This is a genomic window from Tsukamurella paurometabola DSM 20162, from assembly GCF_000092225.1.
In the GTDB taxonomy this organism is placed as follows: domain Bacteria; phylum Actinomycetota; class Actinomycetes; order Mycobacteriales; family Mycobacteriaceae; genus Tsukamurella; species Tsukamurella paurometabola.
This window is the reverse complement of the sequence record NC_014158.1, coordinates 2,731,141-2,745,940: the sequence shown is the minus strand read 5'-3', so window position 1 is coordinate 2,745,940 and position 14,800 is coordinate 2,731,141. Positions and strand designations below refer to the sequence as shown.

The 14,800-nt window shown below is 68.4% G+C and carries 14 protein-coding genes and 1 pseudogene; 11 read left to right on the top strand and 4 right to left on the bottom strand.

The features are described from left to right. Positions 1-75: 75 nt before the first annotated feature. From ftsZ to TPAU_RS13180, 9 genes are all read left to right on the top strand, one after another. Positions 76-1,224 carry a cell division protein FtsZ gene (gene ftsZ / locus TPAU_RS13220; protein WP_013127260.1) on the top strand — a complete coding sequence of 383 codons (1,149 nt, stop codon included), beginning with the start codon at positions 76-78 and terminating at the stop codon, positions 1,222-1,224. Positions 1,225-1,258: 34 nt separating this feature from the next. Beyond that, positions 1,259-2,020, top strand: coding sequence for a peptidoglycan editing factor PgeF (gene pgeF, locus TPAU_RS13215; protein ID WP_013127259.1), 762 nt, complete (start codon positions 1,259-1,261; stop codon positions 2,018-2,020). Beyond that, positions 2,017-2,727, top strand: coding sequence for a YggS family pyridoxal phosphate-dependent enzyme (locus TPAU_RS13210; protein ID WP_013127258.1), 711 nt, complete (start codon positions 2,017-2,019; stop codon positions 2,725-2,727). The genes pgeF and TPAU_RS13210 overlap by 4 nt, the downstream gene beginning before the upstream one ends. A 52-nt stretch (positions 2,728-2,779) precedes the next feature. Continuing rightward, positions 2,780-3,448 (top strand): cell division protein SepF, encoded by a 669-nt coding sequence (locus tag TPAU_RS13205; RefSeq protein ID WP_013127257.1) that lies wholly within the window; start codon positions 2,780-2,782, stop codon positions 3,446-3,448. Positions 3,449-3,470: 22 nt separating this feature from the next. Next, entirely contained in the window at positions 3,471-3,770 is a 300-nt protein-coding gene (locus TPAU_RS13200; protein WP_013127256.1) for a YggT family protein, read from the top strand. A gap of 158 nt (positions 3,771-3,928) precedes the next feature. After that, positions 3,929-4,729, top strand: coding sequence for a DivIVA-like cell division protein Wag31 (wag31, locus tag TPAU_RS13195; protein WP_013127255.1), 801 nt, complete (start codon positions 3,929-3,931; stop codon positions 4,727-4,729). Between the two features lie 29 nt (positions 4,730-4,758). Further along, positions 4,759-5,427, top strand: a complete 669-nt coding sequence (locus TPAU_RS21960) for a hypothetical protein (protein WP_013127254.1) — start codon at positions 4,759-4,761, stop codon at positions 5,425-5,427. Positions 5,428-5,689: 262 nt separating this feature from the next. Next, a complete protein-coding gene (gene ileS / locus TPAU_RS13185; protein ID WP_049825990.1) occupies positions 5,690-8,809 on the top strand; it encodes an isoleucine--tRNA ligase in 3,120 nt (1,039 codons plus the stop codon). Further along, positions 8,778-10,178, top strand: coding sequence for a DNA polymerase IV (locus TPAU_RS13180; protein ID WP_013127252.1), 1,401 nt, complete (start codon positions 8,778-8,780; stop codon positions 10,176-10,178). Before ileS ends, TPAU_RS13180 begins: the two co-directional genes overlap by 32 nt. 19 nt (positions 10,179-10,197) lie before the next feature. Here the strand turns inward: TPAU_RS13180 and TPAU_RS23570 are convergent, their stop codons facing one another. The 3 genes and pseudogenes from TPAU_RS23570 to TPAU_RS13170 all read right to left on the bottom strand — a co-directional run bounded on the left by TPAU_RS23570 (position 10,198) and on the right by TPAU_RS13170 (position 12,361). Continuing rightward, positions 10,198-10,665: an HNH endonuclease signature motif containing protein gene (locus TPAU_RS23570; RefSeq protein ID WP_049825847.1), complete on the bottom strand. Its 468-nt coding sequence runs from the start codon at positions 10,663-10,665 to the stop codon at positions 10,198-10,200. 223 nt (positions 10,666-10,888) lie between these two features. Next, positions 10,889-11,725, bottom strand: a pseudogene (locus tag TPAU_RS23565) (DUF222 domain-containing protein); the annotation flags it as partial. 237 nt (positions 11,726-11,962) lie between these two features. Beyond that, a complete protein-coding gene (locus TPAU_RS13170; RefSeq protein WP_013127251.1) occupies positions 11,963-12,361 on the bottom strand; it encodes an SRPBCC family protein in 399 nt (132 codons plus the stop codon). A gap of 66 nt (positions 12,362-12,427) precedes the next feature. On the opposite strand from TPAU_RS13170, the gene TPAU_RS13165 reads away from it, so the two are divergent. After that, a complete protein-coding gene (locus TPAU_RS13165; RefSeq protein ID WP_013127250.1) occupies positions 12,428-13,216 on the top strand; it encodes a DUF6891 domain-containing protein in 789 nt (262 codons plus the stop codon). Positions 13,217-13,228: 12 nt separating this feature from the next. Here TPAU_RS13165 and TPAU_RS13160 read toward each other — a convergent pair whose 3' ends face one another. Then, on the bottom strand, positions 13,229-14,176 hold the full coding sequence (locus TPAU_RS13160) for an asparaginase (protein ID WP_013127249.1): 948 nt from the start codon (positions 14,174-14,176) through the stop codon (positions 13,229-13,231). 124 nt (positions 14,177-14,300) lie between these two features. Between TPAU_RS13160 and TPAU_RS13155 the strand changes: the two genes are divergently transcribed. Beyond that, positions 14,301-14,798, top strand: coding sequence for a WKL family lipoprotein (locus tag TPAU_RS13155; protein WP_013127248.1), 498 nt, complete (start codon positions 14,301-14,303; stop codon positions 14,796-14,798). Positions 14,799-14,800 lie beyond the last annotated feature (2 nt).

Sequence of the window (14,800 nt, the reverse complement as noted above, 5' to 3'; positions counted from 1 at the left end):
AACTTTAAGCCTGTGGTTGAGGTTTAGGGTTCTGGAAGGTCGCAAGACCATGAGCACATCCAAGGAAGGCGAAACATGACCGCCGCGCACAACTACCTCGCCGTAATCAAGGTCGTCGGCATCGGCGGTGGCGGCGTCAACGCCGTGAACCGGATGATCGAACAGGGCCTCAAGGGCGTCGAATTCATCGCGATCAACACCGACGCCCAGGCGCTCATCATGAGCGACGCCGACGTCAAACTCGACGTGGGCCGCGAGTCCACCCGCGGACTCGGTGCGGGTGCCGATCCCGAGGTGGGCCGCAAGGCTGCCGAGGACGCCAAGGACGAGATCGAAGAGCTCCTCAAGGGTGCCGACATGGTCTTCGTCACGGCGGGCGAGGGCGGCGGTACCGGCACCGGTGGCGCCCCCGTGGTCGCCAGCATCGCTCGCAAACTGGGAGCGCTCACCGTGGGCGTGGTGACCCGTCCGTTCACCTTCGAGGGCGCCCGCCGTGGCAAGCAGGCCGAGCAGGGCATCACCTCGCTGCGCGAGTCCTGCGACACCCTGATCGTGATCCCGAACGACCGGCTGCTGCAGCTGGGAGATGTGAATCTCTCGGCACTGGACGCCTTCAAGAGCGCCGACGAGGTACTTCTCAACGGTGTGCAGGGCATCACCGACCTGATCACCACGCCGGGTCTGATCAACGTCGACTTCGCCGACGTCAAGAGCGTCATGTCCGGGGCGGGGAGCGCTCTGATGGGCATCGGCTCGGCGCGGGGCGAGGGCCGCGCCCTCAAGGCCGCCGAGCAGGCCGTGAACTCTCCGCTGCTGGAGACGTCGATGGAGGGTGCGCACGGCGTGCTCATGTCCATCGCTGGCGGCAGCGACCTGGGACTGTTCGAGATCAACGAGGCCGCGTCTCTGGTGCAGGAGGCCTCGCACGAGGACGCCAACATCATCTTCGGCACCGTGATCGACGACAACCTCGGCGACGAGGTGCGGATCACCGTGATCGCCGCGGGCTTCGACGGCGGTACGCCGGTGCGCCGAACGGTGGCCGCGCGCGGCATCGGTCAGCACACCGCGCCCGACCCTCAGGAAGCTCCGGATGCGGGGCGCGGCAACGTCTTCGCGCGCCCGCCGCGCACCGACGATCCGTTCCCCGCCCGCACCACGATCCGCGAGTCGGGTGACGAGGACGACCTCGATGTGCCGTCCTTCCTGCAGGGTCGGCGCTAGCAGCCCGACGGGGGCGTATCGGTAGCCTGGAGTTATGACTGATCCGGCCACCACACCTGTCGATTCCGCCCGCGTCCGGAGGGTGACCACCACCCGTGCGGGGGGTGTGTCGAAGGCCCCGTACGACACCTTCAACCTCGGCGACCACGTGGGCGACGATCCTGCCGCGGTGACGGCCAACCGTCTGCGATTGCAGCGCGAGATCGGTGTCGCCTCAGGGCATGTGGTGTGGATGGAACAGATCCACAGCCGCACCGTCACCGTGGTCGACGGTCCGCGCGACGAACCCGTCGAGGCCACCGACGCACTGGTCACCACCGTGCCCGGTCTGGCGTTGGCGGTGCTCACCGCCGATTGCGTACCGATCCTGCTCTCCGATGACGAGGCGGGTGTGCTCGCGGCCGTCCACGCCGGCCGAGTGGGTGCCCGGATCGGCATCGTGCCCGCCGTCATCGACACCATGCGCGGTCTCGGTGCCCGGCCCGAACGCATCGGCGCGTTTCTCGGTCCCGCAGCGAGCGGAGCCAAGTACGAGGTGCCCGCGTCCATGGCCGCCGATGTCGAGGAGCATCTGCCCGGGAGTCGCTGCCGCACCGAGAAGGGCACGGACGGACTCGACCTGCGGGCCGGAATCCGGCGGCAGTTGCAGAGCCTGGGGGTCGCTGCGGTGGCAGAGGATCCGCGATGCACTATCAGTGACCGGACGTTGTTCTCCCACCGGCGCGGGGCACCCACCGGCCGCATCGCCTCGGTGATCTGGATCGACCCCGGTGCCGCGAACGCGGACGCGCAGTGAGCCGCCGGGACGAGCTGGCCGAGGGACTCGCTGCTACCCGCTCGCGGCTCGACGCCGCCTGTCGCGCCGCCGGCCGCGATCGCACCGAGGTCGCGCTGCTGCCGGTCACCAAGTTCTTCCCCGCGAGCGATATCGCGCTGCTGCAGGAGTTGGGCTGCACCGATTTCGGCGAGAACCGCGAGCAGGAGGCAGCCGCCAAGGCCGCCGAACTGACGGGAGCCCGGCTGCACATGCTCGGCCACATCCAGCGCAACAAGGCGAAATCCGTGGCCCGCTGGGCGGCGATGGTGCACTCGCTGGACAGTATTCGGCTCGCCGGAGCGCTCGAGCGCTCCACCGAGGCGGCCCTCGAAGCAGGCGTTCGCGCGGCGCCACTGGATGTGCTGATCCAGATCAGTCTCGATGGGGATCCCGCGCGCGGGGGCGTGACCCGGGCGGATCTCGCCGCCTTGGTCGAGACCGTCGCGCAGTCGCCCTCGCTGCGCCTGCGAGGGGTGATGGGAGTGCCTCCGCTGGAAGCGGATCCGGAACGCGCGTTCACCGAGCTGGCGGAGCTGTGGACCGACGTTCGTCGCGACCATCCCGATGCCGATGTGTTCTCGGCCGGAATGTCGGGTGACCTGGAGCTCGCCGTGAAACTCGGATCCACATGTGTGCGTGTCGGAACCGCGATTCTTGGTCGTCGCCCATTAACCTCACTTCCATAACGACAGTCACAACCGTCACACCAGCCCATGCAGGCGCCGAGGAAGGGCAAAGATGAGCACTCTGCACAAGGTCAAGGCGTACTTCGGCATGGTTCCGCTGGACGCGTACGACGACCGGTACGTCGATGACGCGACGCCCGAGCCGCGGGGCCGCCGCAGCCTGGACGACGAGTTCGGCGACTACCGCGGTGATCGCGGCTACGGCTACGCCTACGACGGCCGTCGCGCCGACGAGTACGACTCCTACGACACCGGCTACGGCCGCGAGTCCTACGACGACGGCTACGGCTACCGCGATGGCGGTTTCCGCGAGCCCGCCCGCGCCGAGGCGCCGCGCCTGCCGCGGCTGGAGCCGCTGCGCGATTCCCCGCGTTCCGTCGCCCCCTCGACCCGCGGCGCCCTCGCCATGGACACCCGCGCCGACGTGCTGAGCCAGGAGAATCCGATGTCGCGCATCACCACGCTGCGTCCCACCTCGTACGAGGAGGCCCGCACGATCGGTGAGCGGTTCCGCGAGGGGATCCCGGTGATCATGGACCTCACCGCCATGGACAACGCCGACGCCAAGCGTCTGGTCGATTTCGCCGCCGGGCTGACCTTCGCGCTGCACGGCTCCTTCGACCGGATCACCACGAAGGTCTTCATGTTGGCGACCGCCGATGTGGACGTCACGGCCGAGGATCGCGCGCGGATCGCCGAGACCGGCTTCTACAACCGCTGACGAATTCGGGCAGACTGTATTCGTGCAAGCGATTTGGCTGACCCTGCTCGCCCTGCTGGGCGTCTACACCTTCCTTCTGATCGTCCGCTTGGTGATCGAGGTGGTGAAGTCGTTCGCACGGGAATGGAATCCGTCCGGCATCGTGGCGGTCCTGCTCGAGGCGATCTTCACCGTGACGGATCCGCCGCTGAAGTTGCTCAGGAAGTTCATTCCTCCGCTGAAGATCGGGCAGATCCAGTTGGATCTGTCGTACCTCGTCCTGTTCATTCTGCTCGCCGTTCTGCGCTCGCTGATCCAGTTTGCAGCCGCATCCTCGTCGTGAGTGACCTGGCCCGACGTTCTCAGGATTCCGTCATTTCCTCGCTGAATTCCGGGTGATGAGGAACAAACGGGTCTGGTGTGACAGGATGGGCACCAGTTACAGTGTTGGCCCGAGTGACTTGGGATCTGTCGAGCAGCCGATTTGAGGGGAAACGACCTATGAAGCTGACACCCGCCGATGTGCGCAACGTTGCGTTCAGTAAGCCGCCGATCGGTAAGCGCGGCTACAACGAGGACGAGGTGGATCAGTTCCTCGATCTGGTCGAGACCGAGTTGGCTCGGCTGACCGAGGAGAACAACGACCTGCAGCAGCGCAACGCCGAGCTCGAGCGCGAGCTCGCCGAGGCCCGGTCCGGTGGCGGACAGCCGTCCGCCGGCAGCACCGTCGCGTTCGCGTCGCCGAACACGCCGGCCGTCCAGGAGTCCGCGGCGCCCGCGAACGACGAAGAGGCCAACCTCCGTGCGGCCCGCGTGCTCGCCCTGGCGCAGGACACCGCGGACCGTCTGACCAACAACTCGCGGTCCGAGGCGGAGAAGCTCGTCTCCGACGCGCGTTCGCAGTCCGAGGCGATGGTCACCGACGCCCGGCAGAAGTCCGAGGCGATGGTCTCCGACGCCCGCCAGCGCTCCGATGCGCTGCTGGCCGATGCGCAGACCCGCTCGGAGAACCAGCTTCGCCAGGCGCAGGAGCGTTCCGACGCACTGCAGGCCGAGGCGGAGTCGAAGCACACCGAGATCATGACCACCATCAACCAGCAGCGCACCGTGCTGGAGGGTCGGATCGAGCAGCTCAAGACGTATGAGCGTGAGTACCGCACCCGCCTCAAGACCTACCTCGAGGGTCAGCTGGAGGAGCTGCAGTCGCTGCGCAGCGCGGCGCCGGTCGATCACGGCCAGGGCCGTGGCGGTGACTTCAACGATCCGGGCAACAGCTCGGGCGGCAACCCCTCGTTCAAGTAGCCGCACCCGGACACCAGAAGGCGTAACGGATGCTGTTAGCCGCGCTGGGGGCGACGATCGTCGGGTTCGTCCTGCTGATCGTCGCCCTGGTGACGGGCAATCTGTGGCTCGCCATCGCGTGTGTCGTGGTCTCGGTCATCGGCGTCGTCCTGCTGCTCATCGACGTCCTGACCTACCGCCGCGCCGATCGCGACAAAAGTGTCGCGCAACGTCTCGGCGACGACGAGGCGCCCGCCTGGTCACCGGGTGACGCGGATGCTGATGAGGCTGCGGCCACGGACCCGGGCGACGTGTCGGCGAACGACCCGCCCGCGGTCGCGTCGGCGTCGGGCGTGGTCGCCGATCCCGCCGTCACGACCGGCGATGACGTCGCCGACACGGAGATCACCCAGGTGGTGCCCCGCATCGCCGGTGGTGACGACGATGCGGCCCGCGAGGCGGCCACCGTCGGCCACGAGGAGTTCGGCCATCACGACGTCGCGGCCGACGACGACTCCGAGCCGCCCACCGGGAAGTTCTCGATCGGCGGCCAGCAGTGGTCCCACGAGTCGGCCGCCGACACCGACGACGATTCGACCCGAGGCCTGTTCGCGCCCGGCCGGTACGACCCCGACATGACCGACCAGATCCCGCAGATCGAGGTCGAGCGTGCGTGGGGCGCCGAATGGGAGCCGCCGGAAGAACCCGGCACGAAGTAGCGTTATTCTGATACTGCGTCGATCCGGCCATCACCGGGGAGCATCCGGAAGAACAGGCGCCTGGCGCCCCAGTAGAACCGGACGGGCGGGCCCGTCACAGCCCGTGAAAGAGCGGCGCCACCCGCCCGGAATCCGGAGCGTGCGGCGCAAGCGGGGTGGTACCGCGGTCACCGACAACAGGTCGGGCATCGTCCCCGTGCTGGTAGTACACGGCACGAGGAGAATCGCAGTGAGCGACAAGCGCCCCTATCCCCAGGTGGACATGACGGTCGACGCGGGTGCACCCGCACGGACCGGTGCACCGTCGTTCCCCGACCTCGAGGAGCGTGTCCTCGCGTACTGGGCCGAGAACGACACCTTCCGGAAGACGATCGCGAACCGCGCCGACGCGGAGGAGTTCGTCTTCTACGACGGTCCGCCCTTCGCCAACGGACTTCCGCACTACGGCCACCTGCTGACCGGCTACGTCAAGGACCTCGTCCCGCGCTACCAGACGATGCGCGGCAAGAAGGTGGACCGCCGGTTCGGTTGGGACACCCACGGCCTGCCCGCCGAGCTCGAGGCCGAGCGCCAGCTGGGGATCAAGGACAAGTCCGAGATCGAGACCATGGGCGTGGAGAAGTTCAACGACTACTGCCGCACCTCGGTGCTGCGCTACACCGAGGAGTGGCGCCAGTACGTCACCCGCCAGGCCCGCTGGGTGGACTTCGACAACGACTACAAGACGCTCGACCTGGACTTCATGGAGTCGGTCATGTGGGCGTTCAAGACCCTCCACGAGAAGGGCCTGATCTACCAGGGGTACCGCGTGCTGCCGTACTCCTGGTACGAGCAGACGCCGCTGTCGAACCAGGAGAGCAAGCTCGACGACGCCTACAAGATGCGGCAGGACCCGGCGGTCACCGTCGGGATGCCGTTGCGCACGAAGGGCACCTCGCTGGAGGCGCTCGACGGTGTCGAGGCCCTGATCTGGACCACCACGCCGTGGACGCTGCCCTCGAACCTCGCCATCGCCGTGCACCCCGATCTGGACTACGTGCACGTCGTCGGCCAGGACGGCAAGCACTACCTGCTCGCCGAGGCGCGGCTCGGGCACTACGCCCGTGAGCTGGGCGAATCGCCCGAGGTGAAGGGCACCTACAAGGGTCGGCAGTTGGAGTACGCGGCGTACGAGCCGCCCTTCGACTTCTTCGCCGGTCACCCCAAGGCGCACGTGACGCTGCTCGCCGACTACGTGACCACCGACTCCGGCACCGGCGTGGTGCACCTCGCGCCGGCCTTCGGTGAGGAGGACATGGACCTCGCCACCGGCAAGTACGGCATCGAAGTCGTGCAGCCGCTGGACCCGGGCGGCAAGTTCACCTCGGCCGTACCGGATTACGAGGGCCTGCAGGTCTTCGACGCGAATCCGGTCATCGCGAAGGACCTCAAGGCCAAGGGCCGGCTGCTGCGCCACGAGACCATCGAGCACAGCTACCCGCACTCGTGGCGCTCGGGCCAGCCGCTGATCTACATGGCGGTGCCTTCGTGGTTCGTCGAGGTCACCAAGATCATCCCGCGCATGCTGGAGCTGAACCAGGCCATCACGTGGAACCCAGCGCACATCCGTGACGGCCAGTTCGGCAAGTGGGTCGAGGGCGCGCGCGACTGGAACATCAGCCGCAACCGGTACTGGGGAGCTCCCATCCCGGTGTGGGTGTCCGACGATCCGCAGTACCCGCGCGTCGACGTCTACGGCTCGCTCGACGAGCTGGAGCGCGACTTCGGCGTGCGCCCGACGAACCTGCACCGCCCCTACATCGACGAGCTGACCCGGCCGAACCCGGACGACCCGACCGGGAAGTCGACCATGCACCGCGTTCCCGAGGTGCTGGACTGCTGGTTCGAATCGGGCTCGATGCCCTTCGCGCAGGTGCACTACCCGTTCGAGAACCAGGAGTGGTTCGACAGCCACTTCCCGGGCGACTTCATCGTCGAGTACAACGGCCAGACCAAGGGCTGGTTCTACAACCTGCATGTGCTGGCGACGGCGCTGTTCGACAGCGCCGCCTTCCGCACGGTCGCGGCGCACGGCATCGTGCTCGGCCACGACGGGCTGAAGATGTCGAAGAGCAAGCGGAACTACCCCGATGTCAACGAGGTGTTCAACCGCGACGGCTCCGACACCATGCGCTGGTTCCTCATGGCCTCGCCCATCCTGCGCGGCGGCAACCTGGTGGTCACCGAGCAGGGCATCCGCGACGGCGTGCGGCAGACGCTGCTGCCGCTGTGGAATGCCTACTCGTTCCTGCAGCTGTACGCGGAGAAGCCGGCCACCTGGCGCACGGACTCCGAGGACGTGTTGGACCGGTACATCCTCGCGAAGCTGGCGCAGACCCGCGACGCGATGACCGAGGCGCTCGACACGTGCAACATCGCCGACGCCTGCGAGGAGCTGCGACTGTTCGTCGACGCGCTGACCAATTGGTACGTGCGTCGCTCGCGGGCCCGGTTCTGGGACGGCGCGGACGACGGTGCCTTCGACACGCTCTACACCGTGCTGGAGACGGTCTGCCGGCTGGCGGCGCCGCTGCTCCCCATGGCCACGGAGGCCATGTGGCGCGGCCTCACGGGCGGCGAGTCGGTGCACCTGACCGATTGGCCTTCGGAGACGGACCTGCCGGCGGACCCCGAGCTGGTCGCGGCGATGGACGAGGTGCGCGACGTCTGCTCCGTGGCGTCGTCGGTGCGCAAGGCGAACAAGCTGCGCGTGCGATTGCCGCTGCATTCGCTGACGGTGGCCGGGCCGGAGGCGGAGAAGCTCGCCCCGTTCGCGTCGATCATCGCCGACGAGGTGAATGTCCGCGACGTGCAGGTCTCCTCCGATGCCGATCGGTACGGCCGGGTCGAGATCGCCGTGAACGCGCGTGCCGCGGGCCCGCGTCTGGGCAAGGACGTGCAGACGGTGATCAAGGCCGTGAAGTCCGGCGACTACACCGTGGCCGACGGGGTCGTGACCGCCGCGGGCATCGCCCTGCAGGATGGCGAGTACACGCGCAAGCTGGTCGCCGCCGCGCCCGACTCCACCGCGGAGCTGCCCGACGGTGCCGGGCTCGTGGTGCTCGATCTGTCGGTGGACGACGAGTTGGAGGCCGAGGGCTGGGCCAAGGACCGCATCCGTGAGCTGCAGGAGGCGCGGCGCACCGCGGGGCTCGATGTGAGCGACCGGATCTCTCTGGTCCTGGACGTGCCGGCCGAGCACCTGGCAGCCGCGCAGACCCACAAGGATCTGATCGCGGGTGAGGTGCTGGCCACGTCGCTGGAGTTCGCCGCTCTGGATGGTGCTGCGCCCGACAGTGTGGATCTGGGCGATGGTGTCCGAGGCCGGCTCACCCGCGTCTGATGCCAGCGCCCGGTGGGTGCTGCATTTCGACATGGACGCGTTCTTCGCGTCCTGTGAGCAGCTGACCCGACCCACCCTGCGCGGGCGTCCCGTGCTGGTGGGCGGGCTCGGCGGCCGGGGTGTGGTCGCAGGGTGCTCCTATGAGGCGCGGGTCTACGGCGCCCGGTCCGCGATGCCGATGCATCAGGCGCGCAGGCTGGTCGGCGCTCCCGCGGTGGTGTTGCCGCCTCGCGGCGCCCTGTACGGGACGGTGAGTCGCCGGGTGTTCGCCACGGTGCGTGAACTGATTCCCGTGGTCGAGACGTTGTCTTTCGACGAGGCCTTCGGCGAGCCCGCCGAGCTGGCGGGGGCATCCTCGGCCGAGGTGGTGGCCTTCGCCGAGGAGTTGCGCGCGCGGATCCGTGCGGCGACGGGACTCATCGCGTCGGTCGGGGCGGGCGCGGGGAAACAGGCGGCGAAGATCGCATCGGGTCTCGCCAAGCCCGACGGGGTGTCGGTGATCCCGCCCGCCGCGCAGGAGACGGTGTTGTATCCGCTCCCGGTGCGCAAGCTGTGGGGGATCGGTCCGGTGGCGGGGGAGCGGTTGTCGCGGTTGGGGATCGAGACCATCGGACAGTTCGCGGCGATGAGCGAGGTCGAGGTGGTGTCGGTATTGGGTGTCACGCTGGGCCCGGCGCTGCATAGGTTGGCGCGGGGTCAGGACGACCGGCCGATCGAGACGCGTACGGGGGCCAAGTCGATCAGCGCCGAGCACACGCTGGAGGTCGACGTGACCACGATGAATGCGCTGCGCCGCGAGATCGATCGCAGCGCCGAGCACGCGGTGCGCCGGTTGCGCAAGGACGGGCGCGGAGCACGGACCGTGGTGCTCAAGCTGAAGCGGTCGGACATGTCGATCCTGACCCGGTCCGCGACGTTGCCGTCGGCGACGACCGACGCGGCCGTGCTCACCGCGACCGCACAGCGGCTGGCGCTGGATCCGGTGGAGATCGGCGGCCTGCGCCTGGTGGGTGTCGGCTTCTCGGGCCTGAGCAGTGTGGAGCAGTTCACGTTGTTCGGCGATGAGGCGCCCGCCGCGGAGGCGGCGCCGGTGGTGGCCGACGGTGCCGACGTGGTCGAAACCACGGACGATGCCGCCGAACCCGTCGTGGGCTGGCGGACGGGAATGGACGTGCGCCACCCGGAGTTCGGGCACGGCTGGGTGCAGGGTGCGGGGCACGGGGTGCTCAGTGTTCGCTTCGAGACTCGGGAGTCCGGTCCCGGCCGGATGCGCAGTTTCCGTGCCGACGATCCCGATCTCCGCGAAGCCGACCCCCTGGACTCGCTGGATTGGCCCGCCGAGCACCTGCGGACCGACGACGAGGACTGACGACGGTCCGTCGCGACGCTCACGCGGCTGCGAGAGGAGGCGCCGGGGATTCACAGGGCCGCCAGGCGTTGTCGGCATCGTGTTCCGCGAGCAGGGTCTCGAGGATCGGTGGCCCGTTGGGGCCGTCGAGGATCGCTGCGATGTCGTCGTGGATCGAGCCGATGAAACTCTCGTACTGCACGCGACGATCCTCGTCGCGCCACACCTGGAGGAACTTCTCGTGGTGGTGGCGCCAGCGTTGGAGGGCTTCTCGATACAGCTCGTCGGGGTGGTGCCTGTGGTTCGTGCGATGGTCCTGCGACGGATCCGCGGTGCGGCGCCAGCCGGTGCGGCCCGCGTACTCCCCGTCGCGGACGGTGATCGTCTCCCAGCCTCGGGGAAAGTCGCGGGTGCCGGGAGTCACCTTGCCGTGGTGGGCATCGCACGCGAGGGTGAGTCCCGTGATGTCGGTGGCGCCGCCGTCCGCCCACTCGGTGATGTGGTGCACCTGGCAGCGAGTGGCGGGAGCATCGCAACCCGTTGCGGTGCAGCCCTTCTCGGATCCGTACAGCGCGATCCGCTGATCTGTCGATGCCAGACGTTTCTCCCGGCCCAGGGTGCAGTGGTCGCGATGCCAGGTCCAGAACCCGGACGTACTTCGGGTTGGCGCCCATCATCTGCAGCGCATCCGGCACCGGCATCCGGCCGCCCGTGGCGGTGGTGGCGACCCCGGCCTCGGATTCGAGCTGATCGATCGCCACGGTGATGATCGGGACGCAGGGCAGACCGCGGTGCTGCCCCAATCCTCCCGATCCGATGGCAATACGCAACGCGGTGACGAGTGCATCGTGATTGCGCTGCGCGAGGCTCCGGCTGTCGCGGTCCGCGGCGGCGTTCAGTGCGGCCTGGTCGGCGGTGTCGACCGGAGAGCCGGCGTCGGCGGGGTTGTTCACGCCGGGCCGTCCGAACTTCTCCAGCACCACCTCGATCAGCGCACGGCACTCGGGAGTGATCGTGCCGTCGAGCTCGGTCATCAGATCGTCGTCCTGGGCACTGATGTGGAGGCCTCGGGCCCGGGCCGCCACATCGGGCTTGGGCTCGGCACCGTCGGGATCGATGAGGTCGATCGCGCGGCGGCCGATCGTGGAGACCTCCTCGGGTGTCACGTCTTTCGCTGCGGTGACGAGGATGTCCTCGAGGATCTGGGCGTCGTCGCCGTTGAGCGCCTTGCGGCATCCGGCGAACACCCGCTCGATCGTGAGGGCATGCCGCTCGGAGATCTCTCCGGCCCGCTGTGCGGCGGCGGCCAGGGCGTACCGCGGTTCCGGCGGCAGGGCACGATTGTGCTGCGGCACACGGGAGCGTGCGCCATGGATCCGGTCGCGGGCCTCCGTGCCCGCCAGACGGAGTTGGTCGATGAGCAACTCCTTCATACCCGTGTAGCCGAGCCGGCCGGGCAGGCTCTGCTCGACGCCGACCTGCGCCAGGAGGTTCTGCGCGTACGGGATTCGGCGTGCAGCGACTTCCAGGCGGCCGAGCGCACCCAGGAGTTCCTGAGAGTCGAGCATCACGGGATCCAGCTGCGCCAGGCGCTCGGCCGCGCATTCGAAAGAGGCGAGTGCATCCAGATAGTCCGCTGATGAGCTGGTCATCGCACCTCCTCCCGCTTCCTCCAGCATACCCGAGCGTTCGATTATCGGAAACACAATAGAATGTATATTCTATCCATCATTCCGACCGTGACGAACCGTCATCACGATGCGAAAGGCCTTGCGCGCACGTCGATCCGCCCGCCGGCCCGACGATCAATCCCCGGAGGTCAGCAGCTCGCGTAGGCGCTCAAGATCGGATCGCACGGTCGCGCAATCACGCTCGAAGTCCTCGGCGCTCGCTCCGAGGCGACGCACGGTGAACAGAACCTCCGCGCCCTCGGGGTGCTGGATCACCCGGAGTGGGTTGTGCACGACGGTGCCGTCGGGAAGCGTGACCTCGTGGTCGAGTACGCCGAACTCGTTGTCATTGGCGAACCGCACCCGCACCTCACCCATGGGGGAGTCGGTGATCAGATCGTCGCCGTCGTGACGAACCCCGGTCGCCAGTCCCGCCGCCCACCGCGGCAGGTTCTCGGGCTGCCGCGCGTAGGCATACACCTCCAGCGCGGGCCGCTCGATCACGACGCTGATGTGGCGCGACTCCTCCGGCATGACACCACGGTAGCGCTCCACCCTGGCTGCATCGAGAACAATTCACGCTCCGCTATCGTGCACCCCATGGGGAATGGGTTTTTGCAACAGAACGCGACGGTGCCGGAGTACCTGCAGTACGGGACGTTAGTGCGAGTGCTGCCGGACGATCGTCTGCGGGCCGCTTCCATGCTGGTCTACCCAGGTTATCTGAGCCCCGAATCCGCGACGGGTGTCATGGAAGCGGCAGGTCTCTCATCCGACGAGGCGCACGAAATCGTGCAGACCGCACGCACCAACTACCAGGCACACCTGGACCGGTCGGCAGGGCAGGGCGACTGGGAACGATTCGACGCAGCGTCCGCTGCGATCGCGGAACAGGGAATCGTTGTGCGGCACAGCTTCACCTGCTGCCGCACGTGCGCCGACGACGAGATCGAACTCGAGCGCACCGCCGACGAGTGGGGCTATGTCTACTTCACCCAGCAGGATGCCCTCGACCTCGCCTACGCCAAGGCCAGTGTGTATTTGGGATACGGATCCTTCGGACCGTCCCCGGCGATCGCGGCCGTCGAATTCGAACGTGCCCGCAACGATCCCGACAAGACGAAGCTCAACGCGTTCTACGAGCAGACCTTCGACGATCTCGCGCGGATCATCACCTCCGCCCTCGACGAGCAGGGCCTGCGCTACGAGTGGGACGGCGACACCGGTAACCGGATCAAGGTCGTCGACATGGACTGGCGGCGTCCCCTCGCGGAATCGGCACCCGAGTCCGCAACACCCGAGTCGGCGGCATCCGAGTCGAGGTCGCCCGAGGCGTCCGAGGCGTCGGCGAAACCGAAACGTCGCGGCTTCGGATTCACCTTCGACTAGTGCCTGTCGGGCTCAGCGTCCCAGGTACGCCGCGATCCACCGTGGTCCCACCCCCGCCGCGAGCAGCGCGAGCAACACGATCCGCGCCTGCCCCGGCCGCAGTCTGCGCGACATGACGGCCCCGGCCGCCACCAGATCCGCTGCACCGCCCCCGCCGCCGTAGCCGGCATCCACCTCGCCGGAACACACCCGCGTCGACACCACCACGGTGACACCACCCGCGATCGCGCGCCGCACCGCATCGGCCAGCGCCACCGTCGTATTGCCGCTTCCGGTACCGATCAGGACGATTCCGTCGGCCCCGGCGGCCACGGCCGCGTCGATCAGCGCACCGTCGGCGCCCGGATAGGAGGCGACGATGTCCACCCGCACCCCGGCCACCGGCATCGGCTTGGTCAGCAGCCGGTTCGGTGCGGTGCCCGCGAGCTCCGCGACCGACAGTCCGCCCTCGAAGGGCTGCGGCGCCACGGTGGAGACCTTGGCGAGCCCGCGCACCGTCTGGACGTGGCCCGCGAACGACAGCAGCACCCCGAGCCCCCGGTGCTGTGGGTCGGCGGCGACGGCGATCGCCTCGGCCAGGTTCGCCGGACCGTCGGCCTCGGGGGAGTCAGCGGCGTGCTGGGCACCGGTGAACACCACGGGCCGCGGATCGCTGTGCGAGAGGTCGACCAGCAATGAGGTCTCCTCCATCGTGTCCGTGCCGTGCGTCACCACCACACCCGCCACGTCGGGTGATTCCAGGGCGTGTGCGACGGCCTCGCGGATCGCGTCGAGCTGTTCGAGCGTGAGCGCGGAGCTGTCCACCGTCGCCACGTCGCGCACCGTCACCGCCACATCACCGACGCCGCCGGGCACCGAAGCGACCAGGTCGGCACCCGAATCGGCCGCCACTGCGGTGCCTGAGCCGTCGTCGCGACTGGCGATGGTGCCGCCTGCGGCGAGCACGACCACTTCCACCATGGGAGCAGCTTTGCGGGTCCGTTGCTGCTGAGTCAAACTTCGCCCCGGTGTCGCACGCCGCGTCGACGGGGCCGCGGCTGCTTGGCATAGTGGAGGCGCCGGACGAGGAACAGGAGGTGATTCGATGTCGGCCACACGGACCGTGCTGGTGCCCGTCATCGCCGTCGCCGGCCTGATCGGCGGGTGCGCCAGCGAGAACGCCGATGCGCCACCCAGTCCGATGATGACGACCACACTCGCCACCGTGGCCGAGGCGCCGTCGACGACCGCGGATCGGGCGCCGTCGGCCGCCCAGATCGAGGCGATGTTGGAGCGGGCAGTCGACCCGAACGTGCCATCGACGGCGAAGGTCGACTTGGTTCAGGGCGCCACCGACGCTGACGCGCCGCTGTTCGACGAGCTGGTCCGCCTGCGGCAGAGCAACCCGCAATTCACCTGGCACATCGGCAAGCCCGTCCTGGAACAGCCGGGACTGTCCAAGGCGCCGGTGTCCGGTCTGGTGGGCGGCGCCAATCAGACCGCCTACGCCACCTTCGTCTTCGAGGACACCTGGAAACTGCAGCGCGATTACGCGTGCGACATCGTCGCCCAGGTGGGGCGCAGCGCGCCGTCGTGTGGCTGAGA